This window comes from Paenibacillus sp. SYP-B3998 (assembly GCF_010820665.1).
GTDB lineage: Bacteria > Bacillota > Bacilli > Paenibacillales > NBRC-103111 > Paenibacillus_E.
The window spans coordinates 442,117-458,603 of the sequence record NZ_JAAIKC010000002.1; the positions used below are offsets into that span (position 1 = coordinate 442,117).

Genomic DNA, 16,487 nt, shown 5'->3' on the forward strand with positions numbered 1-16,487 from the left:
TACCTCCTTCATAAAGCATAGTAATCGATGTTTGGTATTGCCTGCTGCTGCCGAGAAGACAACAATTCCCACCATTCAATGAGCGTCGGACGTTCTGCTAGCTCAACAAAGGTGACCTCAATCCCACTGCGACGCCATTTTTCAACAAGACTCATAATCCGAACGGAATCAAGTCCCCTGTCATTAATCAGATCATCACTATCGGCGATATCTGAGGGTGACTCATAGAGAATTTGGGCTATATGTTCACGAACAAGCTCTAGCGTTAACAGTCCAAGATCCGTTGCAGCCGCTGCTTCCTCTTGGCCAGATTGCTTCTTATTTAGTTCATCTAGCAAACTTCGCGTTGTCGTTGTAACTGCGCATCGCTGAGCCGCGTAAGTCATAGCCATTTTGTGATTCTCCCAGGAGAAATCAGCTACTGCATCAATGACGAAAAAAGGCTCTATATCCTGCATAAATGCCTCGCAAGTTGTTAGCAAACATCCGATGTGGGCATATATCCCACACACAATAAGCTGATCTCTGCCCCGCTCTTGCATAATCTCAAGAAGATTCGTCTTTCGAAATGCACTATATCGCCATTTGGTTAGCTGAATGTCATGCTCATCTGGTGCAAGCTCTTCCACGATTTGTTTCTGATAAGGACCATCGTTAATCCCAGATCCCCAGAAATCTTGGAGCAAGCCCCGCTGCTCAGGCGTTTGCCCGCCAGGCTGCGCCGAGTAAACCACTGGTATTCCAAGCTGCGCACACTGGTTCTTTAGTAACTTAATATTAGCTAAGAGTTCCACAATAGGTGATTCACCTGCAGTGAAAGCATCTACGAAATAACGCTGCATATCATGGATAAGAAGAACAGCACGTTTAGGATCAGGCGTCCAGGATACCTTGTTTTCTGGCAAATCGGATGCCCCTGGCATTGGATAAGATACGATGGCAGGCAGAGCCATTAAATTCCCTCATTTCGTTTTTTACAATATTTGATTGGCAGCTATGCATGTAAGTACATAATAAACAATCTAAAATCCAGCGTTTGCAACAGACGACAGCTTCTGTGCGATCGATTCACGCAATGCCTTTTTACTAACTTTCCCGACGCCAGTCTGTGGAAAAGAGTCAATGAACTCCACACGATCTGGAATCTTATAGGCCGCCAGCCCGCGCTCTCGCAGAAAAGCTTTCAGTTCACCTGCCGTTGCAGGTCGTTCATGCAGGATCACAAAAGCACACGTTCTTTCGCCCAAAAATTCATCGGGCATGGAGACCACCGCTACATCATGTACGGCCGGATGCGCAAGTAGATGATTCTCAATCTCCTCAGCCGCAACTTTATCCCCGCCACGGTTGATCTGATCCTTGGCGCGTCCTTCCACAACTAAATACCCTGATGCAGTCAGCCTAACAAGATCGCCCGTACGGTAGAAGCCATCAAGCGTGAACGCCTTCGCATTGTGTTCTTCCGCCTTGTAATATCCACGAATGGTGTAAGGCCCACGAGTTAATAGATGCCCTGTTTGGCCCTGTTCAACCTCCTGATCATCCTCATCGACGACACGAATCTCATCGTAAGGCGACATGGGTCTGCCTTGGGTGTTCACAAGAGTTTCCTCCGGGTCATCCAAGCGAGTATAGTTTACAAGGCCTTCTGCCATGCCGAACACTTGCTGTAGGGTACAACCCAAGGTAGATCTGACTCGACGGGCGACTTCCTCACTAAACTTAGCACCGCCGACCTGCAGTACTTGAAGGCTAGATAGATCGTAATGCCGCGATGATGCTGCTTCTAGCCATATCAGCGCAAGTGGTGGTACGAGGCCAGTAATCGTAACTCGTTCCCGTGCAATAAGAGGGAACGCATCATCCGGACTTGATCTGGGTGCGAGCACGACTCTGCCACCGGCATATAACGTACCGAGTACGCCAGGCGAGCTAAGGGGATAGTTGTGTGCAACCGGAAGAACTGCAAGGTACACACTGCTCTCATCCAGTTTGCAAATATCAGCACTTACTCGCAGGCTGTAGATATAATCATCGTGCGTTCGAGGGATCAGCTTAGGTAAGCCGGTACTCCCGCCAGATAATTGAAGGAAAGCGACATCACTAGCATTTACTTCAGGCAAAATGGTAGGCTCCGTGTGTAAGTCACCTAATGCCGTAAACTCCTGCGGATCACCTACAACAATCACATTCCTCAAGGTCGGCACCTTATTCTGAGCCTGTCTGGCAAGTTCCCGGTAATCAAATCCCGAGTATGTATCCGGTATAATGTAAGCCACCGCTTCTGTAAACTCACTGAAATACGTAATCTCACTACTTCGATGTAAAGGAAGGGCGAAAACAGGCAGGGCACCTAACCGGAACAATGCGAAGCAAACCTCAAAGAACTCTGAAATATTCGGGAGTTGAACGATAACACGATCCATTGGTTTTATGCCCAACTTGCTTAAGCCCGCAGCTAAACGATCAGCTTTAGTATCCAGCTCACCGTAGCTCCAACAGCTTTCACCACTTGTGATTGCAATACGATCACCATGCTTAGAAGCTCGTGTCCGCAGCATGTCCCCGAATGTCTCACCTTGCCAGCAGCCCTCCTTCCGGTAACGATCTGCATACTCATTGGGCCACGACGGGCATCTTGACAACATCAATCATTCCTCCTTCTTTCTTCCTTACTCTGGCTTCAAGCCCATAGCAAGAAGCATCGTACCGAATTTAGCTGATGTCTCTGCGAGTTCCCCCTCTGCACTTGATCCAAGGACGACTCCCGCCCCCGCAAACAGACGTAGTGATCGATCATCCACTTCTGCACAACGAATGGTTACGATCCACTCTCCATCACCGTTCGAATCGCACCAGCCAACCATTCCCGTATAGAACCCCCGATCGAATGGTTCAATCTCTTGGATGGCTGCACGTGCCAAATCAGTCGGAGTTCCACACACCGCTGGAGTCGGATGCAGGGCTACAGCTAGCTCTAGCGATGAGATAGATGGATCGGCAAGTTCGCCTTTAATCTGACTTGAGAGATGCCACATCGTCGCCGTGTGAATCAAGGACGGAGCCGAGGGTACATCTAACTTCTTGCAATAAGGTCGAAGCGCGGCTGCTACAGCTTCTACAACTACCGCATGTTCATGCAAATCTTTGGGAGAAGAGAGCAAGGCAGCGGCCCGTCGCTGATCCTCCAAAGGATCATTACTCCGAGGTGTGGAACCCGCCAATGGATTGGAGACTACCTGTAATCCCGTTCTTGAAACGAGCAGTTCAGGACTGGCTCCAATCAATGTTCGGCAGCTTGTTACTAGGGAATCGACGCACAAGCTAGAATCATCATTTTCCTGCTTGGGTAGATCCACGGCGAACGTGTAGCCATGGGTGTTATGCCTCGCGAGGTTGCGAAGCAGTTGGTGGATATCGACCTTTGTCGGTGAAGTAAGATGCAGTGATCTGGCAAGCACAATTTTGCGGAGATCACCTTTTTCGAGTAGTGCCAGTCCTTTTTCTACACCTCGTATATAGTCGACTGGTTCTGGAACTGCTTGCATCGCATAGGCAGCTCCAACTATTCCCTCTGCTTTGTTAGGTTCAACATGTAGTGGACCTGACCATTGAATAGACTTGGGTACGACAAGTTGAGCAGGCTTCGTGTGGTCAAAAGGCACCGCCCCCACGACGATAGGCACGCCCAGATCAGCCTGCTTCGCGCCATTCAGTAGCGCTGTAACACGCGCTGGCAGAAGCTTCAAATCATTGTTTCCCTCTTGATTGTGCAGGGTTGCAAATGTCCCCTGCGCAAGCAAAGTTCGCAGCGGTGAAGCCAAGAAGAAAGTCGAGTTTGCTTTGTATTCATCTAAAAGTTGGGTGGCAGAAGCCACCGGAGCAATATCATATTTCATAGTCTCCAAAACCTCCGTTCAAATTGTTTAGACCCCCAAAGTGGCGCCGCCATCCACACACAGATCATGCATCGTGATATGTTTGGCTTGATCTGAGACAAGAAAGACAACCGCATCTGCAATAGCCGAGGGTGCCGCTATCTTTTTCAGCGGGATTCCTACTCGGTATGTATCTAGAGAACCAGCGATCACTGCTTCGGCCCCATGCTCGTCTGACCAAAGTAAGCGCTGCATGGCCGTGTCTGTCGATCCGGGGGACACGACATTGCAGCGAATGTTGTGTTGGGCGTTTTCCAGCCCAAGACATTTGGTAAATTGGGTCGAAGCGGCTTTAGAAGCTGCGTAAGCTGACATATTCATACGCGGTACGCCTGCTGCATTGGATCCGACCGTGACGACGGCCCCCGACTTACGGGGCACCATCCGCTTAATAACGGAACGGGAAACATAGAAAACACCCGTCGTATTGACTGCGAAAGTCAGCGCCCAGTCATCATTACTGAGCGTCTCGATTGAACCCATGCGCAGTATACCGGCTACGTTGACCAAAATTTCAATTGGCCCTAGGTCACGTTCGATGCGGTCCACGGCATCATCAACAGCTGCACTATCGCTTACATCCGCTGGGAAGGCAGCGGCTGAGTAACCGTTAGCGCGAAGCTCGCTTACCAGATGCTCCACTCCCTCTGCATGCTTATCTACTACAGCAACGAAGGCACCAAGCTCAGCAAGTGATCGTGCCACTGCTTCTCCAATCCCTTGCGCAGCACCTGTTATTAGAGCTACCTTGCCTTTAATTCCCTTGCAATCCATTTCTCATTTCCTTTCCTTAGAGCAAAGCCCACAATCTAAAAAAATCCTCACTCTACAAAATGAATTAGTTGATAATGATTATCATTTTCAATTAATGTAATCAATCATACTCAAATCAAGCTCTAAGGTCAAAGCTGATTTCAGCCCCTATTCGACCATTTTGGCCGATTCTCATTATTATTGATCACCTCTATTCTAAGTCCATCAAGCTTTTTTGGAATAATATCTAAATTAGTCTTTTATTTACTCTTTTTTTCGTTAATTGAGCTCTCGTAATGAGATCTTAAGAATCGCATTATGTATAAACAAGCTACTTCCTTCGAAAACGACCTCATTACGATACTCCGCTGCGTACGCTCATTTCATGCATTAACAGATAAAGAACGCCATCCAAATCGCAGAGCGCGGCTGATTAGAACAGGTAATACGGAGACATGACCTTCGTCCTCGAATTGCTTAAACTCCACACGTAATCCCTGATTAGCAAGCTTAGATAAACGTTCAGAAAGCTCTTTCGCATTGTCATTCATACGACTTTTGTGACTACTCTCTAATTCACCTACTGTGAGCAGTAAGCCGATGTCCATTGAATTCTGCTCCATACGCAAAGTAAAATGCTGCTCTTCTTCAAGAAGGATTCGTTTGTTCCAATGAATGGATGGGCTTCCTGCTATATAGCTCTGGAAGGCAGTAGGCTTCGTGAACAGCACATGCAGCACGAAGAGTCCTCCAAGCGAATGGCCAAAGATCATTTGTCTGTTGCTATCAATAGGGAAATCACGTTCGATTTCCGGCTTAAGCTCCTCTTCTATGAATGTTAAAAAAGCTTCAGCCCCGCCTTGTTCCGGCCATTCTGTCCCATCTGGTCTCTTAGGCAACTCTGAAACAGGCATTGGCAGTGTGTAATCGTAATAGCGTGCAGAAGCAAACGGAGCTTCCGTCTGATAACCGATGCCGACAACGATCGCAGGAACAACCCCTGTCTTCTCAGGGCGACGTCCTTGTAAGCGCTGAGCCTCTACCATCGTTCCGAATACCGCATTGGCATCCAGCAAATAGATGACTGGGAACCCTGTAACAGGCGGTTCTTCGTCAGGTGTGTAGACAAAGATTCGGTAGTCACTATTTCCAACTCGCGATTGCATGACACGCTGTTCTGTCCCCGGTATTGTGACCTCGGTGCTGTCTTTCACCTTATTTACGGCCTCTACATTTGTTTGGAGAGCCACCTTGTGTATTCCTCCTCTACTACTCATCCACTACACAATAAATGATAATGATTATCATTTCCAATTATAAAATACACATGCTTTACCGACCATGGATGATATCCAGAATTGCTTTTGTACGATCTCCAGAGAAAATCATCGATATCTAGTTACCGATGAGCTCTTCGCTGAAAGTGGCATTTTCAGGCCAAAGGGCATTTTAGCTATACAAAAAACTCTCCTTAAGACTACAAGTAAGGTTCATCTTATGGATGTCCTTTTGCTTATCGACCGTAAGGAGAGAATATGGGAAAAGCCAACTGTGATAGCTTCAACTTCTTTTTTTGTTCAGATAAAGCAAATAGATGAAATAAGGGACTCCAATAATAGAAACAACGATGCCCACTGGTAATTCTACCGGAGCAAAGAGCATTTTCCCGATAAAATCAGAAACCATGACCAGGAGTGCACCGACGATGCCACATACGGGGATGATTCGCTTATGCGCGTTCCCGACAAGACGCCTTGCGATATGCGGAGCCATTAAACCAATAAAACCAATGCCGCCAGAGACAGACACGCATGCGCTCACAACACCGATACTGCTTAACAATAGGATGCCTTTCTCTTTCTCCGAAGACACGCCAATACTTCTTACGCTATCTTCATCCAGTCGAAACAAATCAAGAATATAAGATCTTCTAACAATAATCGGAATCAGTATCAGCAACCACGGTAATATGGAAACAATATATTTCCAATTCGCATTGTAGATGCTGCCCGAAGTCCATACCGCTGCCATCTCAAAATCTTTGGCATTCATTTTCAACGTTAAAAAAAGCGAAATCGCCCCTAAACCGGATGCAATCGCGATCCCAGTCAATAGAAGTCGTTGCGGCTCCAACCTGCCATTTTTCCAGGAAAACACATAAATAAGAAGCGCTGCGGTCAGTCCGCCTACCAAGCCAAATAGCGGCATAGCCAGAATGGACGCCCACCCGCTTCCTTTGATCTGACCTTGATAGAAAAATAAAAAAATGACCATGGCCGCTCCGGATCCTGCATTGATTCCTAATATCCCGGGATCTGCCAACCCGTTTCTCGTTACGCTCTGAATGACTGCACCTGAAATACCTAGGCCTACTCCAACAAGCCCAGCAATGACGATCCGAGGCAGACGAAACTCAAAGATAACCAGATCCTGATCTGGTTTCGGGTCTATTCGCAGCAAGGTTCGAATAACATCCATGACCGTAATGTCGAAAGCGCCATTCGTCAAACTCATATACACGGTAAGTAAAATAAGACCACTTCCAACGATCAGCACCGTTGCATAACTTCGCTTGTAAGCACTACGCATGCTTCCCGCCTCCTCTCGTTCTTACGAGATAAAGGAAAAAAGGAACGCCAATGATCGCAGTGACAACGCCAATTGGCATCTCAAAGGGATAATTAAGAAAGCGGCTGAGCACATCGCAAAGCGCTAGGAACACCCCTCCAAGCAAACCGGCGCAAGGAATAATCCATTTGTACTCGACTCCAATCAAAAACCGTGCGATATGAGGAACAATAAGTCCTACAAAGCCGATTTTACCTGCAAGCGCTACCGATATTCCTGTAAGAATAACAACACTTAAGGTAGCCAACAGCTTAATAAGCACCGTTTTTTGTCCCAAATTCACAGCAATATCTTCACCCAGCGCAAGAACTGAGACCGATTTGGATATCCAGATTGCAATCAAAATGCCGACCACCGCAAAGGGAATCGCCAGCTTAATGAGTCCTGGGTCCATCTGATGCAGCCTCGCATTGTACCAAAAGCTAATATTTTGCGATATTTGAAAATAAGTCGATAACGCTGCGGAAATGCTGCTTAGAAACGTACCAATAATCGTACCCAAGATCGCCATTCGAACCGGCGAGAGTCCTCCCGGCAGAAGAGAGGCCAATCCGAAAACAATAGCAATACTAAGCGCCGAACCCATAAATGAGTAAACTATCATTTCCATAGAGGAAGCATTCGGCATGAAAATCATACAGATTGTAATTGCAAAAGCCGAACCGTCAGAAACGCCCATAATGGAAGGGGAAGCCAGATAATTTCTTGTTATCCCTTGCATCAGCGCTCCCGATATAGCTAGAAAAGCTCCAATCAGCAGAGCCCCGATCACTCTAGGAAATCGGGACTGCATAATAATCTGATGATTCACATTCCCCGCATCAAAATGGAACAGCGCATCACGAATCGTGCCTAGCTCAATGTGCTTAGCTCCATAAAGGATCGACAAGATCATGGTGAACACAATGAAAAACGGTGAACTGCCTATGATCAAGACATATGCAGGAATTTTTATTCGCATATCATTCGGCTCACTTCGTTTGAACTAACTTACTATTTTTCACAGCTTCCAAGAACGAAATTTTACTGTAAGCCGTACCGCCTTGTGCAATCGGATCTACCAAGTTCGTATATAAATTGCCACTCTTGTTGGCATTTATGCTTTTCCATATTGGATTACTTTTCAACTCATCGAAGATTTTAGGCGTATCTTTATTTTCTTCTTCTGAAAATTGAACGAACAGAAAATCCGGATTAATCTCAGACAATTTTTCCATTGAGATGAGTTGCTGCGCCTTCGCTTGTTTCACTTCTTCTGGAACAGTAGCCCCTAGCTCCGCATAAATGGATGGGTTGAAGAATACATCTGCCGGATATATGAACATGCTGCCTGCTCGTACGCGAATAGCCAGAACCTTTTTATCCTTTAAGACTGGTCCAATCTTTTCTTTGAGCACTTTGAGCTCATCCTTATAGGATTGCAGCGATTTCTTCGCTTCCTCCTGCTTTCCTGCAATCTCTCCAAGCAAATTCAGGTTTGTTTCCCAATCTGTAGAAATATGTGATACAGGAATCGTTGTGGCTACCTTGCTCAATTTCTCTATCGCTTCAGCTGGGAACTTAGTGCTGCTCAAAATAACATCCGGTTTAAGCTTTAGAATCGCTTCGATGTTGGGCTGGGACTTCTCCCCGATCCCTTCAACACCTTGTGTAATTTTGGCAAACATCGGCGGGAATTTACCGCCTACAGTTGAAGCTCCGGTCGGTTTAACACCAAGCACCAATGCATCTTCCATCGACTCGATCGAGCCAGCGATAACAATCTTCTCTGCTTTGGCCGGAACCACATACTCTTTACCCAAATAACTGATTTTTCTTGAAGCATTAACAGCGCTTGCTGGACTAGCGGAAGGATTGCTGCTAGCAGCAGTTTCACTTTTCGGACTTGCGGATGTTGCGTTGGTCGGCTTGACCTCCTCCTTAGCCCCACAAGCTGTTAATCCCATTATCATGACAGACGCCAAACCTAATGCCCATACTTTGTTTTTCATTGTCAATTAAACCCCTCTCTATCATCATGCCTTGGAAACATCCATTTCAGAGCTTCCGGAAATCGTTTCGTAAAATATCGCCATTCATGCGTCGCACCTTTTTCAATGTTCAGACACACGTTCTCATGCGGATAGCCATGTTCCAGAAGTAACTGAAAAACTTCTTCATTTCTAGCAACCATATCCTTTTGGATGTTCGTCTTGCCTGCTCCCTCAGCACCACCCACATACATATATACCCTGCGATCCGTCGCTCGAGGCGTTTCTTTCTTCATATAAGCCGTAAAACCTTCGAACCAAAATGACCCAGAGATCGAACCGATTCTCCCGAACACGGTAGGCTGTAAATTAGCTGCATACATAGAAATAAGTCCGCCAAAAGAGGCTCCAATCATGCCCGTATGATCTGCATCCGTTTTTGTACGATGCTCTTGGTCGATATAAGGTTTAAGTTCATCTACGATAAAAGAAACATACTCAGAACCTCTACCACCAAAATCAGGAAACCTATCCGCCAACGCTTTGGACGACCAAGGCGTATATTCGTCGATTCGATGTTTGGGCTGTATACCCACTAGTATCAATTGTTCAAGCGCTTCTTTTGCAAACATGTCCTCCAGGACGGCCAAGGAGTTACTTTGCAGAGGATCGAACAAGTCTTCCCCGTCTTGTACATAAACTACCGGAAATTTGGCTCCGATTGTCTGGTAGCTGGGTGGAAGATAGATAGCAATTCTTCTACCCTTGAATGATTGCGTCGTAATCGTCCCGTTCATCGATCATGCCTCATTATATAAAGTAACGAGTTGTGCGGCAGGTATTCGGTCTTTTGCTGCTGGAATCTGGGCTGGATATCCAATGTGCAGATTACCAATTGCTTTTTCGCCCGGCTGGATACCCATTGCTTCACGGAACGTTGGATCTTGGAGCCAACCATAAGTTTCCCAAATCAATCCAATCCCCTTCTCCCATGCAAGCAAGCTAAAATTGTGAATCACACAGCTCGTCGAAGCATAGTCTTCTTCCCGTACAATAGGATCGGAGTCTTCCTTCATGAGAACGGTCATGAACATTGGAATGGCCATAATTTTTTTGTAAAATCTTTCGCCGACTTCCTTCTTTTTTGATGGGTCAACTTCCCTGTTCTCTTTCAAGCTTCTAACAGCTTCAGCAAGCTTTTTACGTCCCTCGCCGTAGGTAACTATAAAACGCCAGGGCTGAGTCATATGATAATTGGGTACCCATACGGCGGTATCCAGTATTTCAATGACAAGATCAGGAGACACAGGACGATCCTCAAAGCTATGAACCGATCTGCGTTCCCTTAATAATTGAAATAATTCCACAACATACCCCCAAATAATTAAGCCTTAGCTGCCTTTGAAAATAATTATCATTTCACTGATAAACATTCTCATTAAGATTATAAACGACGTCCTCCTCTTCGAACATGGACAATATCCAGAAATCAATTTGGACGATCTCCATATAAGTGTCTAAGCACATCGTCGATCATCCGTTCACTGGCGCTGGCGGAATATTCTCGCCAAGGGTCTGAAGATATCACATAGGCATGATTCCTCCGAACTGCTTTTAAATCCCGCCATAATGGAGAGGTTTGAAGGGATTGCCAATGGCTTAATGACTCCGGCTCGTGGCACACATTCACTAAAATCCGATCAGGGTCGTATGCAGCCAATTCTTCTGCTGTAATCAATTGATTATAGGCTGTTGGATTGAATCCGTTAGGGCAATTCAGTTGTAAATCATGGTAAAGCACATCCCGCATCCCTCGCGTTGGACATATATTACACCTATTCTTAAAAATGCTCATAATGAGAACCGTATCGTCTCTGAGTTCCCGATTCAGCTGCTCTCTGGCAAATTTTACTTTTCGATCATATTTGTGTAGCCAAGCATCCGCTTCTTGTGAAGCGCCAACAAACTGGGCCGTCAGTTGCAGTTGCTCCCTCCAATTCTTTTCCTTCCATGGAACGAAGAATACAGGCGCTACTTTCTCCAGCTTTTCTTTCTCATGCAGATGCAGGTCATCACGGCTGCTGATCACCATATCCGGATCAGCCCGGATAAGCGCTTCAATATTCGATTCCCAGTCTTCATTGAAACGGTAAGCGCTAAGATGTATAGGAATATCCATCCGGTACATTTTATGATAGTAAGCCGTCCATTTCGGGTGAAGCGGAGCCGCGTAAGGAATCATTTTTAGTGCAAGCAATTGACCGATGATGGGAGTCGTATAGGCGACAATTTTACGACGACGGTTTTTCATATAAGCAGTTGGCGACACCCCAACCTCTTGCTTGAACTTGCGACTAAAATAGAACTCATCGTTATAGCCGACTTGGTGAGCAATATCGCGTAAGCGAGCGTCCGACTGTACCATGAATTGCTTGGCGGAGTTGACCCTTACTTCCGTAACATAATCAATGGTACTTTTCCCATAGGTCTTCTTAAATAAATCCACATAATACTTGGGACTGATTTCCGCCATACGTGCCAATTGCTCAATGTTCAAATTCTCGTGATAATGGCTATCTATATAAGCTTTGGTTCGATCCAACGCTGTTCGTGAGTCGGACTCAGGCCGAAGGCGCACATTTTTCATTATGCCATATAACAATTCCTGAAAGGTAGACTGCCCGCGAAATCGTTCTAAAGGCTGTTCACTTCGGCAATAGGTAAGCATCAAATCACATAACATGCTCATCTGATTGTCCGGGTAAACTTGGACTTCCCCTTTTAGTAGCCCCCCCTTTTTAGAGGCTGAATCCCCACTAACATCGAACTTGATCACATAGAGTTCCAATTCCTCATCTGCTCCCAAGGTTACTCCAATGGTCTGTCCTGGCAATGCGATATGTACGGCATCCTGCCTTAATCGGTAGTCATGTAAATCAACCGTTAATCGGCCCAAGCCATTCTTAACAATAATCAAGGCATGCGATTGAATGAGCTGATGCTCCATCCGACCCTCGCGCAGCCATTCGATACTCCGAAGTTTAAACCATATTTCGTCCAGAAAATCATATATAGGTTCATCATGAAGAAGTGTATGCAGCAAAATGAACACCCCTCTCAAATTTGAAAATGATAATCATTATCATATAATGAACTTAGCATATTGAAGGAATAACGGTCAAGCAGAAGCTACTACGTAAGCATATTTGCAATAAGTATACGCATGCTTCTCAATAAATAAAACGACTCTGTTCGCGTTTCCTGCGATAGAGTCGTTTTACTTATTTAAAAGCGCAAGATTTTAAAATGATGAGCAAGCATTATAAGGGGTCATGACTTACTCCAGGTGATGTCGAACCGATCTTGCTACTTTTCGATCGATTGACGATCACGATGCCCGATACGACCAAACCAAGGGCAGCAAGCACAATAAGATGCATCTCCTCACCTAACATTAATGCAGACAAGATCACACCAAAAACCGGAATTAAGAATAAATACATAGAAATGCTGCCGACTTTGTTGTATTTCATGACGTTATTCCAGAGCACGAAGCCAACCCCAGATAGAAAGGCCAAATACAACAGCATGAAGATGGTTTTCCATGTGAACTCAAACGGCAAAGGTCCTTCGAAAGCCGCCCCCACTGCGAACATTGCCACTCCACCGAGCAGCATCTGCCAGCTAGTCATATACAGGACATCAAGCTCCTTTGCTTCATTTTTGGACAGGACGTTGCCCAGCGCACCGAAAAACATCGCAATCAGCAGACAGATTTCTCCAATGCCAACTTGAAGCGTCATCTCCCCTTTGGTCATGTTGACCAATACAGCCCCACCAAAACCTAGCACTAAACCTAGTATTTTTTTTATATTTAAACGGTCATTTTTATACATAAAATGAGCAAGAAGAATTTGGAAAAACGAAGTCGTTCCTGCAATAATCGAGCCTTGGATCCCTGTGCTGGCACTCAAGCCGTAATAAAAAAAGACGTATTGGAGAAACGTTTGAAACAAACCAATTTTACTGATTTTCAACAGCGTTCCTTGCTGATACCTCACCCTTTTCCCGATTAGCACCATAAATAAAAAGATAAGCAGTGCGGCGAGGACAAAACGATATCCTGCAAACAGCAGCTGCCCGGACCAGTCTGCTTTTCCTATCCCTAGCTCCCCATAACTGAGTTTAACGAATGGAAAAGCACTCCCCCAAAGCAAAGTTGCTAGTGTAGCAGCCAACATTATACCTAGTGGATGCTTAAAAAATTTCTCAGAAGTCATAGCTATTCACACCTCGATGAATTTTAATCTGCTTGCATAGCTATTCATTATACATGAAAAATAGTGACTTGATCTGAAATTCAAACAATTTAATTAATCCAAAATTTTATACAATTTCCAATAACCATTAAATTCTTTGTACAACGAGGCCCATTCCGCCCCTTGATCATAAAGATAAGGATACTTTTGGTTGACGCCGTCTAAGGATAATACCGCTTGGGGATTAGGAACCAGTATAAAGTTAATCTTATGCTCCTTTGGATTAGCAAGCGAATCCATAAAATCATGATCACTTGTAATAACAAAGTTTTGTGGATGATGACTTCCCATAATAATTCGGAAGGCGCTAAATGAATCCGTTAATATCATTTGATCTGACAAGTGATCGTTGATATAAGCGGTTGCTGCCGCCCCTGCTTCTTGCTCTGCAAATAACTTATTATGCCGAAAAGCTTCATATTCATCAGACGCTATTTGGGGATTATTCATCATCATACCCATGACGACGGTACTAACAAGCATGCCAAGAATTAGCGCCGTTGATCCCATTTCCCGAAATTTCATTCGACTAATCTCATAGGGGATCCATACAGCTACAATCGGAAAAGCATACATATAATAACGAATCCACGCCGCAGTCCCTCCTTTAAGCAATAAGATAACTTGCATGAAGGGAATCGAAGTAGCTAGAATGAGCAGCATAAGAAAATCCCATTTGAATAAACGGCGCTCGACAATGCGTATTACAAAAATGATCAAAAGCGGTATGCAGAAATACCATAAACGCTCAGCAACAAAGAGTAGCGTTGGAATCGGATTGTTCATCAAGGATGTGAATTTTTCATCACCCTTTAAAAGGACGGCCTGTCCTAGATTTCCGTAAGTCGAAGTCAGGAAATACAACCCATCCCCCTTAATCGTGTAATTGAAGAAAATCCATAACAATCCTGAGAAAACAACTGGGGTTAGCAGAAGCGTCAGTGTTCCTTCCACTTGTTGAAGTCGTTCCTTTATAGGGGAATGTTTGGTCCGCAATACCCAGACCACAACAACTATCGCCATTGCCGCCCCAAAAAATACGGTTTCATAACGCGTCCAAAAGGCAAACGAAAGTGCGAGTGCAGCAATAACTAAATGTCTCGCACCATCACTATGCATCCAGATTAGAATTTGAAAAACGGCTAAATTAATAAAATAAATAAAAATAACCTCTGTTAGTCCATTAGCACCGTAATAGAAAATATAAGGATTAAAAGCATAAAGAAAGGCTATTGCGAGACTTAGCCACTTATTCACACCGAACTGCAAGCCTGCTTTCACAATTAGTGCTGCAGTTAAAGCGGCAAACAAACTGGAAACAATGACTGCAGCTAATCCATACGAAGCAAGTCCAGGAAATAAAGGATAAAAGATAAGTACGATCATTTCCATGAAACTTGGAAGGGGATTCCAAATAAATCCGATGTTCGCAAGGCTCGGTTCACGGCTATACAGAACATAGAAAGCGTTAGCCACGCGGCTCGATGCATCGCCTGACATGAATCCATAGACGGCAGTTAAATAATAGCCCACAGCAAGCTCTAAAAATAAAACTACACTAAATATGCCATAGATTGGTCGTTTCCACACAATAGACATTCCAGTTCACCTATCCATTACTATTAATTACTTACATCGCCTTGTCGTGAGTCGATACTGTAAGGTGCGTATCCGTTGTTGAGTGCCCGTGTGTCGTTTTCTCCCAGTAAAACGGCTTTGTAATGAGTTGAATAGCTGCTTTAATCGCGGCTATACTCATTAACACCCAATAAATCGGTGCCAATAATGTATATTTGATAAGCGAAACTAATCGCAGGCATTAAATGATATTTAGTCAATAGGTCCTCATACTGAGTGGGCCAATTCTCTGCCTCTAATCGTCCAAGTAAATAACCTAAGCGGAACGCAAATACACCACAATTCCACAATGCTCCAAGACTGATCAAGTTAGATGCTTCCACATTAGAAGGTTTTTCTACAAATCTATCTACCTTTAAAAGTGTTGCATGCTTTTGAAAAGGTTCTGTGAGTATATAACCAAATTTTTCCGAAGGATGCGTGGGATTCAGACCAATAAGCCCAATGTTGGCTTTAGATACTTCAAATTCAATCGCTAATTGTTTAATAGAAGCATAGAAACCTTCATCTGCGTCAACATCAACAGGCATTACAACAATGACTTCGTCGTCTCTCACATTTTTGTGCGTATGTAAAAAGCTAGATGCTAAACTGATAGCTGGAAATGTATCTCTTTTAACAGGTTCGAGCACAAGAGGAACTTCATCTCCGAGTTGAGATTGGATGACTTCTTGTTGTATGCCACTCGCAGTTATAACAACTGAGTCGGCGAGATCATTCACATTCAAATGCGCCCAAACACGCTGAAGCATAGATGTTTGACATTCATGCATAGGATTATCTGTACCCATGACCTTGATAAATTGCTTAGAACGATAATCGTTGGACAGCGGCCACAATCGTTTACCAGATCCACCAGATAAAAGTATTATCTTCATCTCGTTCTCCCTCTAGCTTTCCTCTAGCTTTTCATGAACGATCCTTAACTTCGCAGTTAATCCACAATTAGCAATTAGGACTTTAGACTCTGCAATAGTAAAAAAGTCACGTTTATAATATTTTCCAATATATATATTTTGGGACTTGTCATCATATAGGTAATTAAACCTACTTCTAGAATTAGCCTAAAGTAAACTACACCGGCAAATATCAAATCGTTGATGATGTTTGTTAGCTTTCTTGTAACATTCTGCGCGTAGGCTCCCTGTTCCCGTCCACGAACCCGCTGACAATACCATATCCTGAAGCTAGAGTCGCCTCCCCTTCCGCCCAATGCCCCTACATGCCATAAAAAAAGATCC

14 protein-coding genes are annotated in these 16,487 nt (G+C 44.7%); all 14 read right to left on the reverse strand.

What is annotated here, in order from left to right:
• Window positions 1–8: 8 nt before the first annotated feature.
• Entirely contained in the window at window positions 9–953 is a 945-nt protein-coding gene (locus GK047_RS10150; RefSeq protein ID WP_163945063.1) for an isochorismatase, read from the reverse strand.
• Between the two features lie 69 nt (window positions 954–1,022).
• Complete coding sequence (locus GK047_RS10155; RefSeq protein WP_163945066.1) at window positions 1,023–2,648, reverse strand: (2,3-dihydroxybenzoyl)adenylate synthase; 1,626 nt, start codon at window positions 2,646–2,648, stop codon at window positions 1,023–1,025.
• Window positions 2,649–2,672: 24 nt separating this feature from the next.
• The gene (gene dhbC, locus GK047_RS10160) at window positions 2,673–3,899 is read right to left on the reverse strand and encodes an isochorismate synthase DhbC (RefSeq protein ID WP_163945069.1); all 1,227 of its coding nucleotides are present in this window, start codon (window positions 3,897–3,899) and stop codon (window positions 2,673–2,675) included.
• A gap of 27 nt (window positions 3,900–3,926) precedes the next feature.
• Window positions 3,927–4,712: a 2,3-dihydro-2,3-dihydroxybenzoate dehydrogenase gene (locus GK047_RS10165; RefSeq protein WP_163945072.1), complete on the reverse strand. Its 786-nt coding sequence runs from the start codon at window positions 4,710–4,712 to the stop codon at window positions 3,927–3,929.
• 362 nt (window positions 4,713–5,074) lie between these two features.
• Window positions 5,075–5,968 carry an alpha/beta hydrolase gene (locus GK047_RS10170; RefSeq protein WP_163945075.1) on the reverse strand — a complete coding sequence of 298 codons (894 nt, stop codon included), beginning with the start codon at window positions 5,966–5,968 and terminating at the stop codon, window positions 5,075–5,077.
• A 283-nt stretch (window positions 5,969–6,251) separates the two neighbouring features.
• Window positions 6,252–7,280 (reverse strand): FecCD family ABC transporter permease, encoded by a 1,029-nt coding sequence (locus GK047_RS10175; RefSeq protein ID WP_163945078.1) that lies wholly within the window; start codon window positions 7,278–7,280, stop codon window positions 6,252–6,254.
• Window positions 7,273–8,280, reverse strand: coding sequence for a FecCD family ABC transporter permease (locus GK047_RS10180; RefSeq protein WP_163945081.1), 1,008 nt, complete (start codon window positions 8,278–8,280; stop codon window positions 7,273–7,275). Before GK047_RS10180 ends, GK047_RS10175 begins: the two co-directional genes overlap by 8 nt.
• Window positions 8,281–8,290: 10 nt before the next feature.
• On the reverse strand, window positions 8,291–9,310 hold the full coding sequence (locus GK047_RS10185) for an ABC transporter substrate-binding protein (protein WP_163945096.1): 1,020 nt from the start codon (window positions 9,308–9,310) through the stop codon (window positions 8,291–8,293).
• Between the two features lie 2 nt (window positions 9,311–9,312).
• The gene (locus GK047_RS10190) at window positions 9,313–10,086 is read right to left on the reverse strand and encodes an alpha/beta hydrolase (RefSeq protein ID WP_163945100.1); all 774 of its coding nucleotides are present in this window, start codon (window positions 10,084–10,086) and stop codon (window positions 9,313–9,315) included.
• Between the two features lie 3 nt (window positions 10,087–10,089).
• Window positions 10,090–10,656 carry a nitroreductase family protein gene (locus GK047_RS10195; RefSeq protein ID WP_163945103.1) on the reverse strand — a complete coding sequence of 189 codons (567 nt, stop codon included), beginning with the start codon at window positions 10,654–10,656 and terminating at the stop codon, window positions 10,090–10,092.
• Between the two features lie 122 nt (window positions 10,657–10,778).
• Complete coding sequence (locus GK047_RS10200) at window positions 10,779–12,392, reverse strand: ABC transporter substrate-binding protein (protein ID WP_240343871.1); 1,614 nt, start codon at window positions 12,390–12,392, stop codon at window positions 10,779–10,781.
• Between the two features lie 217 nt (window positions 12,393–12,609).
• On the reverse strand, window positions 12,610–13,569 hold the full coding sequence (locus GK047_RS10205) for a DMT family transporter (protein WP_163945106.1): 960 nt from the start codon (window positions 13,567–13,569) through the stop codon (window positions 12,610–12,612).
• A 93-nt stretch (window positions 13,570–13,662) separates the two neighbouring features.
• Complete coding sequence (locus GK047_RS10210) at window positions 13,663–15,207, reverse strand: glycosyltransferase family 39 protein (RefSeq protein ID WP_163945109.1); 1,545 nt, start codon at window positions 15,205–15,207, stop codon at window positions 13,663–13,665.
• 140 nt (window positions 15,208–15,347) lie between these two features.
• Complete coding sequence (locus GK047_RS10215) at window positions 15,348–16,124, reverse strand: sugar phosphate nucleotidyltransferase (protein WP_163945112.1); 777 nt, start codon at window positions 16,122–16,124, stop codon at window positions 15,348–15,350.
• Window positions 16,125–16,487: the final 363 nt, after the last annotated feature.

Coding starts and splice junctions, on each gene's coding strand:
- GK047_RS10150 (WP_163945063.1), bottom strand. CDS start 953: ATGGCTCTGCCTGCCATCGTATCTTATCCAATGCCAGGGGCATCCGAT.
- GK047_RS10155 (WP_163945066.1), bottom strand. CDS start 2,648: ATGTTGTCAAGATGCCCGTCGTGGCCCAATGAGTATGCAGATCGTTAC.
- dhbC (WP_163945069.1), bottom strand. CDS start 3,899: ATGAAATATGATATTGCTCCGGTGGCTTCTGCCACCCAACTTTTAGAT.
- GK047_RS10165 (WP_163945072.1), bottom strand. CDS start 4,712: ATGGATTGCAAGGGAATTAAAGGCAAGGTAGCTCTAATAACAGGTGCT.
- GK047_RS10170 (WP_163945075.1), bottom strand. CDS start 5,968: ATGAGTAGTAGAGGAGGAATACACAAGGTGGCTCTCCAAACAAATGTA.
- GK047_RS10175 (WP_163945078.1), bottom strand. CDS start 7,280: ATGCGTAGTGCTTACAAGCGAAGTTATGCAACGGTGCTGATCGTTGGA.
- GK047_RS10180 (WP_163945081.1), bottom strand. CDS start 8,280: ATGCGAATAAAAATTCCTGCATATGTCTTGATCATAGGCAGTTCACCG.
- GK047_RS10185 (WP_163945096.1), bottom strand. CDS start 9,310: ATGAAAAACAAAGTATGGGCATTAGGTTTGGCGTCTGTCATGATAATG.
- GK047_RS10190 (WP_163945100.1), bottom strand. CDS start 10,086: ATGAACGGGACGATTACGACGCAATCATTCAAGGGTAGAAGAATTGCT.
- GK047_RS10205 (WP_163945106.1), bottom strand. CDS start 13,569: ATGACTTCTGAGAAATTTTTTAAGCATCCACTAGGTATAATGTTGGCT.
- GK047_RS10210 (WP_163945109.1), bottom strand. CDS start 15,207: ATGTCTATTGTGTGGAAACGACCAATCTATGGCATATTTAGTGTAGTT.
- GK047_RS10215 (WP_163945112.1), bottom strand. CDS start 16,124: ATGAAGATAATACTTTTATCTGGTGGATCTGGTAAACGATTGTGGCCG.